The organism is Curtobacterium sp. Leaf154, assembly GCF_001424595.1.
GTDB lineage: Bacteria > Actinomycetota > Actinomycetes > Actinomycetales > Microbacteriaceae > Curtobacterium > Curtobacterium poinsettiae.
In genome coordinates this window covers 428,781-445,208 of record NZ_LMOS01000006.1, presented here as the reverse complement: position 1 = coordinate 445,208, position 16,428 = coordinate 428,781, and the positions used below count along the sequence as shown (strand labels likewise).

Sequence of the window (16,428 nt, the reverse complement as noted above, 5' to 3'; positions counted from 1 at the left end):
AACGGGGGGCACGTCGCCCGCCGCTGGAAGGGAACCATGCGTCCTGTCAGGAACGCACTCAGCACCGGGGCGATCGTCGCGATCCTCGCCGGGCTCACCATCACCGCAGCACCCGCCCAGGCGGCGACCCCGGGGACCGGCGCGAGCTGCGCCCCGGGGACCCTGTCGGTGCAGACGCTCGAGAGCGGCTGCACCGCGACGTCCGGCACGGTCGTCACGCCCGACGGCCGCACCTTCGCGCTCCCCGCACCGGGTGAGAGCGTGATGGCGAGCAGCACCTCGGCGCCGGGCGCGCCCGAGCTCGCCGACGTCCTCATCGCGAACAACGGCTCAGCCGGTGTCGCCGTCCGCGTCGACGAGGCCTGGACCGGTTCGGCCCCCGCCGTCCAGCAGGAACGTGCGCAGAGCCAGGCCGCGACCGCGCAGGAGCCCGCCGCGACGACCGCTGCGACCACGAAGTGCACGAGCACGGCGTGGAAGGCGTCCGGCTACAGCTGGGCGAGCACGGTCAAGTGGTACTACAACCAGACCGGCCAGAAGTCGACCTACGCCAAGGACGCCCTGCGCAAGGGCGCGAACGCGTGGAACGGCACCATCTCGGCCTGCGACCGCACCGTGACGTCGACGGCGAAGAACGACTACCTGCGCCTCGCGACCCAGAAGCCGAACCTCACCGACCAGGGCGGCTGCTCGCGCAACAACGGGTACAACGTGATGGGCTGGGGCAAGCTCCCCACCGGCACCCTCGGGGTCACGTGCGTCTGGTTCGACGGCAACGGCAACGCCCGTGAGGCCGACCAGCGCTACGCCACCGGCTTCAAGTGGAGCTCGACGGCCACCTGCTCGGGCGCCCGCTTCGACACCCAGGTCGTCGCGACGCACGAGTGGGGCCACCTGTACGGGCTCGACCACGTCGCCACCGGTACCGGTCAGGTCATGGAGCCGTCCGGCGGCTACTGCGAGCTCGGCGGCCGCACGCTCGGCCGCGGCGACATGACGGGCATCTCGACGCTCTACTGAGCTCGATGCGCTCCTGGGACAACGACGGGGTCGCGACGGAGAACCGTCGCGACCCCGTTCGTCTGTCTGTGGGGCTGGAGGTCTTGCTCAGACCGCGTCGGCGCGCAGGAACTCCGCCACCGGGGTCGACCCCTCGTTGAACCGGAAGGTGTTGCCGGCCGTGCCCGGGTTCTCGACCACGTCCGCGACCACGTGCGCCACGTCACCGCGCGGCACCTGGCTCGACGTGCCGTCCCAGTCGACGGACCCGGTCGGCTCGTCATCGGTCAGGGTGCTCGGGGCGACGATCGTCCACTGCAACCCGGAGTCGCGGAGCACGGCGTCGGCGATCATCTTGGACTGCGCGTAGGCGAAGAAGTCCTGGTCCTGCGGGACCCCGTGGTCGAGCTGCGAGCCGGAGAACGACACCATCACGTAGCGGTCGACCCCGGCCTGCTTCGCCCCCTGGATCGAGAGCACCGCGGCGTCGCGGTCGATGGCCCAGGTGCGGTCGACGGAACCGCCACCGGCACCGGCCGACCACACCACCGCGTCGTGCCCGCGCACGAGCTCGGCGAAGTCGTTCAGGGACTGCTGCTGGATGTCCGCGACGTGCGGTTCGCCGCCGTGCGCCCGGATCTCGTCGGACTGGTCGGCGTTCCGGATGACGGAGGTGACGGTGTGCCCGCGCTCGGACAGGATGCGGGTGGCGAGGAGTGCGACCTTGCCGTGGCCGCCGAAGACGATGACGTTGCTCATGGCCCGGACGCTACTCGGGGCGGCTCCGTACCCGGGGAACGCGGGACGTCCGCTCGTCGCTCGTCGCTCGTCGCCCGTCGCCTGCGATGCTCGGAACACCCGGGGGCACCGTGCGTACCGTCGGGGGCAACACGACAGGAGTCACGATGAGCAAGCAGCACGAGCAGCACACCCTGGTCCGCACCCTGGTCCTCGGCATCATGAGCGGCGGCCGGAGCGCCACCCCGCTCGCCGTCCTCGCACTGAACCACGACCGGTCCTCGTTGAAGGGGTCGTGGCAGCAGTGGAAGGTCTTCAGCACCCCGCTCGGCCGTGGGCTGCTCGTGGCGTCCGCGGTCGGTGAGCTCATCGGCGACAAGCTGCCGAAGACCCCGAATCGCATCGCCCCCTCTGCGCTGCTCGGTCGCGTCGCGTCCGGTGCCCTCGCCGGTGCGGCCCTCGGCACCACCGGCAAGCGCGACCTGCGCATCGAGGGCGCGATCCTCGGTGGCGTCGGCGCCCTCGTCGGCAGCTTCGTCGGCTGGGGCGCGCGCAAGCTCGTCGGGAGCACGGGACTTCCCGACCCGGTCGTCGCGCTCGCCGAGGACGCCGCGGTCGTCGCGGGCTCGGTGAAGGTCATCACCGCCGACTGAGGGGCGGGAGCGGCGGTCAGGACGTGCCGCTCAGGTCCGTGGGGTGGTTGCGATCTGTCGGTCGGCGGGTCGGCGGCCGACAGTTCGTGACCGGTCGGCGTTCGCCTCGCGACGTGTCGTGACCCGCCGACCGACGGCCCGACCGACAGGCCGACGGACGGGAGGCGCGGTGCCAGACCGCCACGGGCCTCCCGGCGGGCAGGTGCGAGCGGTCAGGACGTGCCGCTCAGGTCCGTGGGGTGGTCGCGAAGTGTCGGTCGGCGGGTCGGCAGTCGACAGTTCGTGACCGGTCGGCGTTCGCCTGGCGACGTGTCGTGACCGGCCGACCGACGGCCGACCGTCCGCCCGACAGCGGTAGGCACGGGCCTTCCGACCGCCACACCCGACCGTTCCTGCTCACGATCCACAGGCCGCGGCCTACGGTGGCCCCATGCACATCGTCGTCATCGGAGCCACCGGCCACATCGGCTCGTTCCTCGTCCCCCGTCTCGTCCGCTCGGGTCACCGGGTCGTCGCCATCACCCGCGGCACGAGCAACCCGTACGCCGACGCCCCGGAGTGGCAGCAGGTCGAGCGGATCACCGCCGACCGCGAGCAGGAGGACCGCGACGGCACCTTCGGCAGCCGCATCGCCGCGCTCGGTGCCGACGCCGTCGTCGACCTCGTCTGCTTCACCGAGTCCTCGGCCGCAGCGATGGTCGACGCGCTCCGCGGCACCGGTACGCACCTGGTGCACTGCGGCTCGATCTGGCGCGCGGGTGTCTCGCACGTGCTGCCGATCACCGAGCGGAACGCGACCCAGCCGTTCGGCGACTACGGCGTCCAGAAGGACGCCATCGCCCGGATGCTCAAGGAAGAAACTGCATCAGGCGGTTTGGTCACGACGTCGCTGCACCCCGGGCACATCAGCGGGCCGGGCTGGACGCCGATCGGTCCGCTCGGCAACCTCGACACGTCGGTGCTGACGAAGCTGTCCGCCGGCGAACCACTCGAGGTCCCCGGGCTCGGTGCCGAGACGATGGCACACGTGCACGCCGACGACGTCGCGCAGGCGTTCCAGCTGGCGGTCGAACACCGCGACGCTGCGGCCGGCGAGGACTTCTTCATCACGGCCCCGACGGCGCTCACCGCGCGCGGGTACGCACACCTTGCAGCGTCCTGGTTCGGCCAGGAGGCCCGGCTCGACTCCGTCACGTGGGACCGGTTCCGCGAGACCACGGCTCCGGAGCACGCTGACGCCAGCTGGGAGCATCTGTCCCGCAGCCAGGTCTTCAGCACCGAGAAGGCGAACCGGCTGCTCGGCTACGGCCCGGCGTTCACCGCCGAGGAGACCGTGCTCGACGCCGTGCGCTGGCTCGTCGACCACGGGGAGCTCGAGGTCGCGAACCCCCTGGTCCGCTGAGCACCGTGGTCACACCCGCTCCGGCTCGACCACGAGCCCGCGGTTCCGGTGCGCGACCCAGACCGTCGCGGCGAACCCGGTCAGCACCGCAGCGCCGATCGTGACCGCCGTCCAGCCTCCGGCGTTCCACAGCACCGACGCCAGCGCGGAGCCGATCGCCCCGCCGATGAAGTTCGAGGTGACGAAGGCGGTGTTGAGCCGGCTCCGCGCGGCCGGGTCGACCGAGAACAGCCGGGTCTGGTTGAGCACGTTCGCGGCCTGCACGGCGACGTCGAGCAGCAGCACGGCGAGCAGCACCACGACGATCGAGTGCGCACCGATCCCGGCGACGACCAGGGAGACGAGCAGGAGCACGATCGCTCCCCCGGTGACGGGTACCGACAGCCCCCGGTCGTGCAGTCGCCCGACCCGCTGCGCCGCCACGGCACCCGCGAGCCCCACCAGGCCGACCAGCCCGATGCTGCTGGTGGAGAAGTCGTAGGGGTCGCTGCTGAGCAGGAACGTCAGGGCGGTCCAGAACATCGTGAACACGGCGAAGACCGACGAGCTGATCACGAGCGTGACCTGCACGGTCCGGTGGGTCCCGATGGCACGGAACACCGACAGGATGAGCTGCGGGTACCGCACCCCGCCGCGGGCTTCGAGCTCCGGGATGGCGCGCCGCAGCAGCAGGGCGAGGACCACCGCGACGACGGCGGCGAGCACGTAGATCGCACGCCACCCGAACGCGTCCGCGACCAGGCCGCTGATCGTCCGCGACACCAGGATGCCGGTGAGCACCCCGGACGCGATCGTGCCGACCACGCGTCCGCGCTGCGCGGGGTCGGCGAGGTCCCCGGCCAGCGGGATGAGGAGCTGCCCGGCGACCGTGGTCAGCCCGACCAGCGCCAGGGCGACCAGGAGCGTCGCGAAGGTCGGAGCGATCGCGGCGAGCAGCAGCGCGACGGCGGAGGCGACGAGCACCCAGGGGATGAGGCGCCGGCGGTCGAGGACGTCCCCGAGCGGCACGACGAGCAGGATGCCGAGGGCGTAGCCGACCTGGGTCAGCGTGACGAGCAGTCCGGCGAGCGACGCCGAGGTGCCGAGCGACGATGCGATGTCGTCGAGCAGCGGCTGCGACCAGTACAGGTTGCCGACCGCCGCTCCCCCGGCGACGGCGAACAGCAGTGTCCGGCCCGTCGACATCGAGTGCTCCGTGCTCATGCTCCGGGTGCTCCGAGCGAGGCGTTCCGCAGGGTCTCGTCCACGAAGTCGGCGTGGTTCCGGGTGAACTCGGGGTCGGTGTCGACGAACGGCATGACCTCGACGCTAGGGCCGACCGCGGGGCCGTGACAGGTGCTGTCTTCCCCCCTCAGCCGTCACCGCCGCCGGAACAGCTCCCCCAGGTGCCACGGCCCGGGCGCGAGCCGCACCGCTGCCTCGGCTCGGACCCGTTCCTCGAGTTCGCGGTCGCGGGTGAGTTCGTGGATCTCCTGCTCGGCACGCCACCGGAACCGCAGTCGACCGAGGAACCCGGTCGTCGGAGCCGGGACGACGGTCTCGACGGACTCGGTCTCGTTCACGCGTCCTCCCCGGCAGCAGCGGCGGCAGCGCCAGCAGCACCAGCGGAGATGGTGTCCGTCGACACGGCCGTCGCGCTCGTCGCAGCGAGGTTCGCCAGCAGCTGCAGCCGTTCCTCGGAGGACGACCCGGGCTCGGTGCCGTACACGACCATGGTCAGTCCGGAGTCGGTGACGAGCTCCATCGTCTCGTAGGTCATGTCGATGTCGCCGACGTCCGGGTGGTGCACGCGTTTCACGCCGCTCCGGTGCCGCATCACGTCGTGCGCGGCCCAGCGTCGCCGGAACTCGTCGCTGCGGGTGGAGAGCTCCCCGATCAGGTCCGTCAGCCCCTTGTCGTACGGCGAGCGGGCCGCCTCGGCGCGCAGCGCGGCGACCACGTCCCCGGCGACCGAGTCCCAGTCGCGCCAGAACTGCTGCCCCCGCGGGTCGAGGAACGCGAAGCGCGCGGTGTTCGGGGTACCGGAGGGCGAGAGGAACAGCGGCGAGTACACCGCTCGGGCGAGGGTGTTGCCGGCCAGGAAGTCGAAGCGGCCGTTGCGGACCCAGGCGGGCGCGCTGATCGAGTCGAGCACCCGCTGCACGTTCGGCCGGACCTTCGACGTCGGGGTCGTCCGGCGCGAGGCCCCCGAGGCGTTCTGCAGGCGGGCCAGGTCGAACAGGTGCGCGTGCTCGGCGTCGTCGAGACGGAGTGCGCGGGACAGCGCTTCGAGGACGCCCTCGGACACACCGGTCAGGTTCCCGCGCTCGAGGCGGACGTAGTAGTCGACGCTCATCCCCGCGATTAGTGCGAGCTCTTCACGACGCAGTCCCTTGACGCGGCGGACCCCGCCGAAGTCGGGCAGCCCGACCTGCTGCGGCGTGACGCGCTCGCGGCGTGTGCGCAGGAAGTCACGCACTTCGCTCCTGGTGTCCATGCGTCCACGGCACGGCCGGCAGGGTGGCGGAAGCAGGGGCTGCTGGTACCCGTCAGGTGGCGCCCGGCGGTCTGACGCGACCACGAGCGGCCTGGAGGCGCGGTGCGGGCCGCGCTCGGACGTGCGGTGGTCGCCACCACCGCGTCAGGCGACCTGAAGCGAACGAAGGGACACAAGCGTCCCGTTCACGTGCGCGTGAACGGGACGGAGACGATCCGGTCGTCCCCGCTCGACGGTGTCCCGCGGCCGTCGGTGTTGTTCGTGACGAACCAGAGCGTGTCCGACGGGCCCTCGAGCACCGTCCGGATGCGGCCGAAGTCACCCGCGAAGTACTCGGTCGCGGTGCCGGGCTCGTCGGCGGGGACCGCCCGGAGCACCTCGCCCCGCAGGTTCGCGACGAACACGGTGTCGTCGACGACGGCGAGGCCGCTCGGGGACGCCTCATCGGTGGACCACTGCTGCACGGGGTCGACGAAGCCCTGGTCCTCGCCGCCGGTGCCCTCGACCTCGGGCCAGCCGTAGTTCGATCCCGGTTCGATCACGTTGAGCTCGTCGTGCGTGTTCTCGCCGAACTCCGACGCGAACATCGTGCCGTCCGACGACCACCCCATGCCCTGCACGTTGCGGTGTCCGAGGCTCCACACCGGTGACCCGTTGATCGGGTTGTCGGCGGGGACGTCGCCGTCCGGCGTGAGCCGCAGGATCTTGCCCGCGAGCGAGTCCTCGTCCTGCGCGTCCGTGCTCGCGCCGGCGTCCCCGACGCTCGCGTAGAGCATGTCGTCCGGACCGAACGCGATCCGGCCGCCGTCGTGGAACGAGTTCTTCGGCAGACCGTCGATGATCGTCGTCGCCTCGCCGAGCCCCCACGACCCGGTGTCCCCGGTCAGCTCGTACCGCTGGATCCGGTTGCCGTCGTCGGCCGTGGAGTACACGAACAGGTCGTCGTCGTCGTGCAGTGCGAGCCCGAGCAGTCCTCCCTCGCCGCCGTGGCTGACACCGTCGACGGTGCCGACCTGGCGGGTGGTGCCGTCAGACCGCAGCTCGAGCACCCGGGCCGAGTCGCGCTCGCTGACCAGCGCGTCGCCGTCGTCACCGGTCAGGACCACCGACCAGGGGGCCTCCAGGCCGGTGACCACGTCGGTGGTGTCACCGTCGAGCGCCACCTGCCCGGCCGACAGGTCGGCGGGTGCGGTCGCGCGCGCCGACGGCGAGCCGCCGCGATCGGACCCGTCCTGCTCCGTTCCGTCGCTGCTCGTGCAGGCGGTGAGGGCCAGCGCCGCGACGGCGGCGAGGCCGGCCACCGACCAGAGGCGGCGGCTGCGGGGCGTTCCGGCGGGTGTGTCCACGATGATCCTCCCGGGGTCGTTGGTCGATCACACACGCTGCGTTCGGGAAACCCCTGAGGGGGTCTGTCGGCACCTCCCGACGGTGCGCACGGCGGCCTACCGTCGTCGGCATGCAGATCGAACCGAAGCAGCCGACCGTCAAGAACCCGCCCGAGCAGTTCACCGGCGACGTGTACCTCGACGCCATCGCCTCGCCGAAGGAGCCCGGTCAGACGATGACCGTCGCCAAGGTCCGGTTCCTGCCCGGTGCCCGCACCGCCTGGCACTCGCACGCCAAGGGGCAGACCCTGCGCGTCACCGAGGGCGTGGCGCGGATGGGCACCCGGGACGGACACGTCATCGAGGTGCAGGCTGGACAGACCGTCACCACGCCGGCCGGCGAGGAACACTGGCACGGCGCGACCCCCACCGACTACATGGAACACCTCGCGATGCTCGATGCCGCCGACGACCCGGCGACGACCACCACCTGGCTCGAGCACGTGAGCGACGAGGAGTACACCGCATGACCACCATCGCCATCGTCGGGGCCGGCAAGGGCCTCGGCCTCGCCGTCGCCGAGCGCTTCGCCCGCGAGGGCTTCGCCGTCGCCCTGATCTCCCGCAACCAGGACCGCCTGGACGGCCTCGCCGCGGAGCTGCGTGAGCGCGGCCACACCGCAGCCGGGTTCGCCGCGAACGTCCGTGACGGGGACTCCCTGCGCACCGCACTCGAGCGCGCCACCGAGCAGCTCGGCCCCATCGAGGTGCTGCAGTACAGCCCGCTCCCCGCCAAGGAGTACATGCGCCCGGTGCTCGAGACCACGGCGGACGACCTGGTCGGCCCGATCGAGTTCTCGGTCTACGGCTCGGTCAACGCCGTCCGCCAGGTGCTGCCCGGCATGCGCGCGATCGGCCACGGCACGATCCTGTTCGTGAACGGCGGCAGCGCGGTCCGACCGGGCGCCCGCGTCACCGGCACCTCCGTCGCCTTCGCGGCCGAGAGCGCCTACGCGCAGCTCCTGCACGACGCCGTCCGCGACGAGGACGTCCACGTCGGGCAGCTCATCATCCCGTTCGGCATCGACGACGGGCAGCCCGAGCACTCCGGGGAGTCCATCGCCGACCGCCTGTGGGCGATCCACACGGAACGCGGCGACTTCCGCGCCTACGCGGAGGCGCTGCCCGAGCTCCCGTGAGCGGCATCGAGTGAGCAGAACGCGACGGGTCCGGAGACGCGACCCGTTGTCTTCTGCTCACTCCCTGACGGACTGGAGGCCCGTGGCGACGCCGCCACGGGCCTCCAGTCCGAGCAGCCGACTCGACATCTTCTGCTCACCAAGCGAAGCCTCACGCAGCACGCGCGTCAGTGCGCCCGTCGCACCGCCACCCGCCGCCGACCCCGCGACGTCAGCCACGCCCCGGCCGTCACCACGAGGGGCAGGCCGATCGCGAGCAGCGCCAGCACCGGCCAGTCCGGCACGAACGGCATGTGGTTCACCCCGACCGGACTCTCGGTGAACCGCAGGGTCAGGGCGCGGATCGGCAGGAGGCCGAGCAGCGTGCCGATCACCGAGCCGACCGTGGCCAGGATCGCCGCCTGCCAGGTCGACACCCCACGGCGCAGACGCGGAGCGGCACCGATGGCGTCGAGCACCTCGTCGTCCCGACGCCCGTCGGACCGTGCGAGTCCGATCGCCACCGCCGTCGCACCGATGGTCACGGCCGCGGCGAGTGCGAGGACGATCGCCCGGATGAGCGCCTCGTTGTCGGTGGGACCGGCTTCGTACGTGAACGTCGGGCCGCTCCACCGTGCACGGTCGTCGCCGCCGAAGCTCTGCCACGCCGAGCTCAGCTCGTCCGCCTGGGCAGGGTCGAGGTCGTGCGGCAACGTCGTGACGAGCATGCCGTCGACCACGGGGACGCCGTACCGCTCGGCAGTGGCCTTCGTCATGAAGACGCCGACCTGGATCCGCGGGGTCTGCACGTCGAGCACCGCGGGGATCGAGACGCTGGCCGCCGGTCGGGTGCGCTCGGTGATGGGCTCGCTGTCCCACGTCCGGTCGTGGAACGTGTCGACGCGGACCGCACCGTCGTGGGCGTACTCGGGCCAGAGCGACACGGCCCGACCGCCCTCGAGTGCGCTCCGGACGGCTGCGGACGGCTGGTGTCCGGTGAGCACGGCGTAGTCGTCGACGGTGCCCGTCCAGATGTGCGGCATCGACGCGCTCGCCGTGTCCAGGTAGTACGAGCAGCTCGTCGTGTCGTTCGCCGGGCAGTCGTACGCGCTCCAGCGGTGCGGGATCGTGACGGTCGAGGGGGTGTCGCCCGGCTGCTCCTGCGTGACACCGAGCACCCGGATGCGGTCCTGGTCGAAGACCCCGGACACCACCTTCGCGGCGTGGGCGGTCAGCTCCGCGTCGTGGCGACCGGTACTGCCGCCGTCCTTCGTCTCGGTCAGCACCTCGGACGTCGCCACCCCGACCGCCGTCGTGTACTCGTACCCGCGGACGTACTGGGCGTGGCTCGACGCACTCCACGTGATGACGACCGAGGCCACGAACACGACGCTCATCACGCTGGCGAGCACCGGCACCGTGCGGACCGGGTTGCGGCGGGCGTCGCGGGCGGCCAGTCGCGCCGACAGACCGGCCCGCGAGGTGAGCCGGGTGACCAGGGCGAGCAGCCACGGTGAGCAGATGGCGATGCCGAGCTGCATCAGGCACGGCCCGAGCGCGACACCGGCACCGACCACCCAGGCCCAGTGGTCGTCCTGCACGGGACGGTCGTTGAGCATGAGCACCCCGACGCCGCAGACCATCGTCGTCAGTGCCCCGAGGACCACGAGCAGCGGCCCCCAGATGCGCCGCCGTCGGCGGGCCGGACGGCTGACGGGCACCGGACGGAGCGAACCCCGCAGGGCTGCGAGCACGTTGATCCGGGTGGCCGACCGTGCGGAGACGAGCGCGGAGACGAGCCCGGCGAGCACCCCCGCGGCGGCGATGGACAACAGCAGGAGCGGCGGCACGTGCAACCCGGGGAACGACACCACGTTGCCGTTGTCGATGAGTCGGTAGGCGAGCACGCCGACCCCGGTGCCCACGGCCACGCCGAGGACCGCGCCGACGAGCCCGAGCACCAGGCCGGACCCGGCGACGATCGTGCGGACGAACCGTTTGTCACCGCCGACGCTCGTGACGATGGCGTACGAGCGGGTGTCCGCCCGGGTGCCGACCAGGAACGCGGCACCGGCGAGCAGGGCGACCTCGAACATCGCGAAGACGCCGAGCAGTGCCATCGCGCCGAGGTACCAGCCGATCGTCGAGCTCATCTGACCGCCGGGGAGCCGGGCGTCCGGCGGGTCGAGCACGACCGGACGCGACTGCACGACGATGCCGTGCGCGTTGAGCTGCCGGATCTCCGACCAGGTCGGGGCGTCCGACGGCAGGTACACGGTGACGTCGGTCAGCCCGACGTCGTCGGTGGTGTCGGTCGTCGAGAGCGTCGTGCCCCAGGGCAGGAAGATGCCCTGCGATCCCGGGTCGGTGCCCAGGTCGGTCATGGTGCCGGTGATCGTGAAGCGCTTGGTGACGGGGTCGGTCAGGTCCACCGTGTCACCGATCCGCGCCCCGAGGCGGTCGAGCGTGGCCGGCGTGACCATGAGCTCACTGCGTGTGGTCGGCCGGGAACCCTCGAGCACGTGCCAGTGACCGTCGAGCGACGGGTCCCAGACGCTGCCCTCGACGGCGGTCAGCCCGACCGGACCCTTCGGCCCCTGGAGCACGACGGGCGTGCTGCCGACCGGGATCGACAGCGCACCGTCGGGCACGTGTGCCAGGACGTTCGCGAACGGGGAGTCCTGGTCCGACTTCGTGACCGGGCTGTTCCGCTTCGAGTCGGTGAACTCCCACTGCACCGGGTCCTGCACCATGCCGGGCAGGTCCGGGCCGGACACCCGCATCTGCGCCGATGCGTGCCCGAGGTCGTGGTCGAGCCGCTCGGTGGCGGTGGCCTGCGTCGACTGCACCACGACGGCGACGGCCGCGAACCCCGCGGTGGGGATCCCGATGAGCGCGATGATCAGTGCCGCGCGGCCTGCCTTCGCGAACGCCAGCCGACGCCCCAGACGGAGCGCCGGTCGGAGGGCGAACGGCGTCCGGGCGGTCCCGGAACGCCGGCCCCGGCTCACGACGCGGTCCGGTCCGTCAGCGCGGTCTCGACGCCCGAGTACACGGTCTCGTCGACGACACGTCCGTCGCGCAGGAACACGATCCGGTCCGCCCAAGCCGCGTGCCGGGCGTCGTGGGTCACCAGGAGGGCGCCGGCTCCAGCGTCGACGTGTCGACGGAGCATGCGGAGCACGACCTCGCCGGTCTGCGAGTCGAGGGCGCCGGTCGGTTCGTCGGCGAGCACGAGTCGACGTTCACCGACCACGCCGCGGGCGATCGCGACGCGCTGCTGCTGCCCGCCGGACAGGTCGTCCGGGTAGGCGTCGGCACGGTGCGACAGCTCGACGTTGTCCAGCGCGAGTTCCGCGGCGCGGCGGGCCTGCGAGGCCTTCCACCCGTCCAGTTCGAGCGGCAGCGCCACGTTCTCGACCGCGGTCAACGAGGGGATCAGGTTGAAGTCCTGGAACACGAACCCGATCAGCCGGCGCCGCAGCGCTGCGAGTTCCCTGGCGGGACGGTCGGAGACGAACGCGCCGTCGATCAGGACCTCGCCGCTCGTCGGCGGCAGCAGGGTGCCGGCGCAGGCGAGCAGCGTCGACTTGCCCGACCCCGAGGTGCCCATCACGGCCACCATCTCGCCGCGTTCGACCCGCAGGTCGATGCCGGCCAGGGCGGTGACGGCCTTGGCGCCGGAGCCGTAGTGCACGCTCACGGCCTCGAGCTGCAGGAGCGGTGCGGCGGTCACCGTGCGCTCCGGGGCGCGGCAGCGGAAGCGGAGGCGTCGGCACTGGCCGGTGCTGCCGGGTGCTCGTCCGGCCGGTACCGCGCCACGCTCGACTCCACGTGGTCGAGCCAGCGCACCTCGGCCTCGGCCTGGAACACCATCGACTCGAGCACGAGCGACCACGCCAGGTCCGTCGACGGGTCGGTGGTCCGCTTCAGCCGCGTCAGGTCCTGCAGGTTCCGGATCGCGGCACCACGCTGCACCTGCACCAGCCGGGCGACGTCGACCCCGGGCACGGTCACGGCGAGGGCGAACTTGATCGCCAGCTCGTCGCGGCCGCGCTTCGCCGGCACGGGCTCGCTGAACCAGCGGGCCACCTCCGCCCGCCCCGCGTCGGTCGCCGTGTAGACGACGTGGCCGTCGTCGTCGGCGTCGCCGCGGGCGACCAGGCCGTCGCGTTCCAGGCGGTCCAGGGTCGTGTAGACCTGGCCGATGTTCAGTGGCCAGCTCCCGCCGGTGCGGTGCTCGAACTCCCCCCGGAGCTGGTACCCGTAGCCGGGTCCCCCCACCAGCAGCGCGAGTACGCCCATCCGAACGCTCATGACACTTCCCCTGTCCCGGGCCACCGTGGCCATACCGAGTATGCACATACCCGGTATGCGCGCGCAAGCGCGGATCTGGATAGGGCGAAAAACGGACGGGAGGCGCGGTGCCAGCTGGCACCGCGCCTCCCGTCCGTCGGCTGGTCGCGTTCGCGACCCGCGGTCGCGTCCGACGGGTCAGTGACCCAGCTTCGCCAGCTCCTCGAACTCGTCGTCGGTCAGCTCGACCGTGGCACCCGCCAGGTTGTCCTCGAGGTGCGCGACGCTCGACGTGCCGGGGATCGGCAGCATCACCGGGGAGCGCTTGAGCAGCCACGCGAGCGCCAGCTGCGCCGGGGTGGCGCCCTTGCGCTCGGCGATCTCGGTGAGCGGCGAGTCCTCGCCGGTCAGGCCACCCGTGGCCAGGGGGAACCACGGGATGAAGCCGATGCCCTGCTGCTCGGACCAGTCGAGCAGCTCCTCGGCGTCACGCTTCTGCAGGTTGTAGAGGTTCTGCACGGAGACGATCGTGGCGATCTGCTGTGCGGCCTTGACCTCGTCGACGGAGACCTCGGACAGGCCGATGTGGCGGATCTTGCCCTCGTCCTGCAGCTTCTTCAGCTCGCCGACCTGGTCCTCGAGCGGGACCTTCGGGTCGATGCGGTGCAGCTGGAACAGGTCGATGCGCTCCAGGCCCAGGCGGCGGAGGCTCATCTCCGCCTCTTGCCGCAGGTACTCGGGGCGGCCGACGGGCGGCCAGACGTTCGGGCCGGTGCGGGTCAGGCCGGCCTTCGTCGCGATGACGACGTCGTCGCCGTAGGGGTGCAGGGCCTCCTTCAGGAGCTCCTCGGCGACGTAGGGGCCGTACGAGTCGGCGGTGTCGAAGAAGTTCACGCCGAGCTCGACGGCGCGCTTGAGGACGCGGATCGCCTCGTCGTGGTCCTTCGGCGGTCCCCAGACGCCGGGGCCGGTGAGCTGCATGGTGCCGTAGCCGAGCCGGTTGATCTCGAGGTCGCCGCCGATGCGGAAGGTGCCGGAGGACGCGGCCGGACGGTTCGTGGTGTCAGTGCCTGTGGTCATGTCCCCGGTCTACGCCCGATGCGTTGCCGGTCCCTGAGTCGGTGTCCCCCGACCGCTTGCCGTGCTCGCAGAGTCCACGGACGGGTTCGTGCGCACCGTGGCGTTCGGAGCGGTCGTGCTGCCGTTCAGGCCGCGCTGCTGCTGATCCGGGTCGCGCTCGCCCAGTCGTGCACCCAGTCGGGCAGGGTCAGGTCGCGGTCCGCGCCACCCGCAGCCTCGAGCAGGTCCGCGGTCGGCACGGTCCCGCCGGCACGCCGCAGGAACCGGGCCTGCACCACGGCTCGAGCCATCACGGCGCCGCCGCGCACGAACGTCTGCTCCAGGTACACGGCACGGTCGTCGACCCCGAGCACGTGGGTGCGGAGCTCGAACCGCTGCCCGAGCGTCAGCGACCGCTTGTACGTGATCGTCTGCGCCGACACGACGGGGTACCAGCCACGTTCGGACAGCACCGCCCAGTACCCGGAGCGGAGCATCAGGTCGAGCCGACCCAGGTCGAGCATCGACAGGTACTTGCCGTTGTTGACGTGCCGCAACGGGTCGAGGTCGGTCGGAGCGACCCGGAACGGCGTCCGCACCTCGTCCCAGAGCGAGGCCCGGCGGCGTCCACCGACCCGAGCGCGCAACCGGGTGCGCAGCTGCAGCAGGAGCAGTCGGAAGTACAGGTTCACGGGACGATCACACCAGTGGACCGCGTGCTCGTGCCAGCACCTTGGAGGAACCTCACCAAGCGCGCGGGCGACCGGCGAACCGGAACGCCTGGTCCCGACAAGCGGCGCGAACGGCGGGGCCGACAGTCCAGCTCGGCCGGTTCAGCCGGGGATGCCGCCGCCGGCGCCGGTGATGCCGGGATGCGCGGACTTGGCGAGCCCCTCGGTCCTGGAGTGCGCCGCATCGGCTTCGGCCGCGGCGCGTGCGCTGTCACGCGGATCCGACAGGTCTTCGATCGATTCGAGCACCCGCCGACGACGACGGTTCTGCACCTCGAGCACGGTCAGCAGGGCGCCGATGACGACGACCACGGCGATGACGATCCACATGACGACCACGACACTCCCCCGAACCCGGGGCCCCTGCCCCGTCCTGGCAGCGTAGCGATGACGAGGCGGGTACAGCCAGTGCCTCCCGCCGTCCCGGGGACCGGGAGTAGACCTGCAGCATGCACACACGCAAGCTCGCAGACCTCGAGGTCGGACCCATCGGCCTCGGAACCATGGGCATGAGCGCCTTCTACACGGGCGCCGGCACCGACGACGACGAGTCGATCCGCACCATCCACCGCGCGATCGACCTCGGCGTCACCATGTTCGACACCGCCGAGGCGTACGGCCCCTACACGAACGAGGAACTCCTGCGCCGCGCGCTCGAGGGCCGTCGCGACGACGTCGTCATCGCGACCAAGTTCGGCCTGTACCGCCACGAGGCCGGTGAGGAGACCCCGACGCAGCAGCGCGGTCTCTCCAGTCAGCCGGAGTCCGTGCGCGAGGCGCTCGAAGGCTCCCTCCGTCGCCTCGGTACGGACCACATCGACCTCTACTACCAGCACCGCGTCGACCCCGCCGTCCCGATCGAGGACGTCATCGGCCAGCTCGCCGACTTCGTGCAGGAGGGCAAGATCCGGCACATCGGGCTGTCCGAAGCCGGAGCCGAGACCATCCGCAAGGCCCACGCCGTCCACCCGATCACCGCACTGCAGAGCGAGTACTCGCTGTGGACGCGGGACCCCGAGGGCGACGTGCTCGACACCCTGCGCGAGCTCGGCATCGGCCTGGTGCCGTACTCGCCGCTCGGCCGCGGGTTCCTGACGGGTGCCATCACGAAGCCGTCCGACCTGGACTCCGACGACTTCCGCCTGGCGAACCCGCGCTTCCAGCAGGAGGCGTTCGCGCAGAACATGCGCATCGTCGACGCCGTCAAGGACATCGCGATCGAGGCCGACGCCACTCCGGCGCAGGTGTCGCTCGCATGGCTGCTGGCCCAGGGCGACGACATCGTCCCGATCCCCGGCACGAAGCGGGTCTCACGCCTCGAGGAGAACGTCGGCGCAGCCGACCTGACCCTCACGACGGACCAGCTGTCGCGCCTGTCGGCGCTGCCCGTCCCGACCGGTGACCGCTACCCCGACATGTCGACCATCGGTCGCTAGACGCGACCGGTTGACGGACGGGAGGCCCGGTGCCAGCTGGCACCGGGCCTCCCGTCCGTCGTCAGTCGCGTTTGCGGACGCGAGACGCCGGCGTCAGCGCGTGACGCCCCCGAATCCGGCGGCGTCTCGCTGACTC

At 71.7% G+C, this 16,428-nt stretch carries 17 protein-coding genes; 6 read left to right on the top strand and 11 right to left on the bottom strand.

Annotation, left to right across the window (positions count from 1 at the left end; all coding sequences use genetic code 11):
- Window positions 1–36 precede the first annotated feature (36 nt).
- Complete coding sequence (locus tag ASF75_RS13955; RefSeq protein WP_017887861.1) at window positions 37–1,020, top strand: matrixin family metalloprotease; 984 nt, start codon at window positions 37–39, stop codon at window positions 1,018–1,020.
- Window positions 1,021–1,107: 87 nt separating this feature from the next.
- Here the strand turns inward: ASF75_RS13955 and ASF75_RS13950 are convergent, their stop codons facing one another.
- Window positions 1,108–1,758 (bottom strand): NAD(P)H-binding protein, encoded by a 651-nt coding sequence (locus tag ASF75_RS13950; protein ID WP_056072266.1) that lies wholly within the window; start codon window positions 1,756–1,758, stop codon window positions 1,108–1,110.
- Window positions 1,759–1,904: 146 nt separating this feature from the next.
- On the opposite strand from ASF75_RS13950, the gene ASF75_RS13945 reads away from it, so the two are divergent.
- Window positions 1,905–2,390, top strand: a complete 486-nt coding sequence (locus ASF75_RS13945; RefSeq protein WP_042539939.1) for a DUF4126 family protein — start codon at window positions 1,905–1,907, stop codon at window positions 2,388–2,390.
- A 430-nt stretch (window positions 2,391–2,820) separates the two neighbouring features.
- Window positions 2,821–3,792 carry an NAD-dependent epimerase/dehydratase family protein gene (locus tag ASF75_RS13940; RefSeq protein WP_056072263.1) on the top strand — a complete coding sequence of 324 codons (972 nt, stop codon included), beginning with the start codon at window positions 2,821–2,823 and terminating at the stop codon, window positions 3,790–3,792.
- Between the two features lie 9 nt (window positions 3,793–3,801).
- Here the strand turns inward: ASF75_RS13940 and ASF75_RS13935 are convergent, their stop codons facing one another.
- The 4 genes from ASF75_RS13935 to ASF75_RS13920 all read right to left on the bottom strand — a co-directional run bounded on the left by ASF75_RS13935 (window position 3,802) and on the right by ASF75_RS13920 (window position 7,614).
- Entirely contained in the window at window positions 3,802–4,995 is a 1,194-nt protein-coding gene (locus ASF75_RS13935; RefSeq protein ID WP_056072259.1) for an MFS transporter, read from the bottom strand.
- A gap of 155 nt (window positions 4,996–5,150) precedes the next feature.
- Entirely contained in the window at window positions 5,151–5,354 is a 204-nt protein-coding gene (locus ASF75_RS13930; protein WP_056072256.1) for a hypothetical protein, read from the bottom strand.
- Window positions 5,351–6,268 carry a helix-turn-helix transcriptional regulator gene (locus tag ASF75_RS13925; protein ID WP_056072253.1) on the bottom strand — a complete coding sequence of 306 codons (918 nt, stop codon included), beginning with the start codon at window positions 6,266–6,268 and terminating at the stop codon, window positions 5,351–5,353. Before ASF75_RS13925 ends, ASF75_RS13930 begins: the two co-directional genes overlap by 4 nt.
- 185 nt (window positions 6,269–6,453) lie before the next feature.
- On the bottom strand, window positions 6,454–7,614 hold the full coding sequence (locus ASF75_RS13920; protein WP_056072250.1) for a PQQ-dependent sugar dehydrogenase: 1,161 nt from the start codon (window positions 7,612–7,614) through the stop codon (window positions 6,454–6,456).
- A 110-nt stretch (window positions 7,615–7,724) separates the two neighbouring features.
- On the opposite strand from ASF75_RS13920, the gene ASF75_RS13915 reads away from it, so the two are divergent.
- Window positions 7,725–8,123: a cupin domain-containing protein gene (locus ASF75_RS13915; protein ID WP_056072247.1), complete on the top strand. Its 399-nt coding sequence runs from the start codon at window positions 7,725–7,727 to the stop codon at window positions 8,121–8,123.
- Entirely contained in the window at window positions 8,120–8,791 is a 672-nt protein-coding gene (locus ASF75_RS13910) for an SDR family NAD(P)-dependent oxidoreductase (RefSeq protein WP_017887872.1), read from the top strand. Before ASF75_RS13915 ends, ASF75_RS13910 begins: the two co-directional genes overlap by 4 nt.
- Window positions 8,792–8,958: 167 nt before the next feature.
- On the opposite strand, the gene ASF75_RS13905 is transcribed toward ASF75_RS13910, so the two are convergent.
- The 6 genes from ASF75_RS13905 to ASF75_RS13880 all read right to left on the bottom strand — a co-directional run bounded on the left by ASF75_RS13905 (window position 8,959) and on the right by ASF75_RS13880 (window position 15,186).
- On the bottom strand, window positions 8,959–11,781 hold the full coding sequence (locus tag ASF75_RS13905) for an ABC transporter permease (protein ID WP_056072244.1): 2,823 nt from the start codon (window positions 11,779–11,781) through the stop codon (window positions 8,959–8,961).
- The gene (locus ASF75_RS13900; protein ID WP_056072241.1) at window positions 11,778–12,506 is read right to left on the bottom strand and encodes an ABC transporter ATP-binding protein; all 729 of its coding nucleotides are present in this window, start codon (window positions 12,504–12,506) and stop codon (window positions 11,778–11,780) included. Before ASF75_RS13900 ends, ASF75_RS13905 begins: the two co-directional genes overlap by 4 nt.
- The gene (locus ASF75_RS13895) at window positions 12,503–13,087 is read right to left on the bottom strand and encodes a PadR family transcriptional regulator (protein ID WP_056072238.1); all 585 of its coding nucleotides are present in this window, start codon (window positions 13,085–13,087) and stop codon (window positions 12,503–12,505) included. Before ASF75_RS13895 ends, ASF75_RS13900 begins: the two co-directional genes overlap by 4 nt.
- 177 nt (window positions 13,088–13,264) lie before the next feature.
- Window positions 13,265–14,146 carry an aldo/keto reductase gene (locus tag ASF75_RS13890; RefSeq protein ID WP_056072235.1) on the bottom strand — a complete coding sequence of 294 codons (882 nt, stop codon included), beginning with the start codon at window positions 14,144–14,146 and terminating at the stop codon, window positions 13,265–13,267.
- A 125-nt stretch (window positions 14,147–14,271) separates the two neighbouring features.
- Window positions 14,272–14,817, bottom strand: coding sequence for an acyl-CoA thioesterase (locus tag ASF75_RS13885; RefSeq protein WP_042537617.1), 546 nt, complete (start codon window positions 14,815–14,817; stop codon window positions 14,272–14,274).
- Between the two features lie 141 nt (window positions 14,818–14,958).
- Complete coding sequence (locus ASF75_RS13880) at window positions 14,959–15,186, bottom strand: hypothetical protein (protein WP_156463884.1); 228 nt, start codon at window positions 15,184–15,186, stop codon at window positions 14,959–14,961.
- A 119-nt stretch (window positions 15,187–15,305) separates the two neighbouring features.
- Between ASF75_RS13880 and ASF75_RS13875 the strand changes: the two genes are divergently transcribed.
- The gene (locus ASF75_RS13875; RefSeq protein ID WP_056072228.1) at window positions 15,306–16,292 is read left to right on the top strand and encodes an aldo/keto reductase; all 987 of its coding nucleotides are present in this window, start codon (window positions 15,306–15,308) and stop codon (window positions 16,290–16,292) included.
- Window positions 16,293–16,428 lie beyond the last annotated feature (136 nt).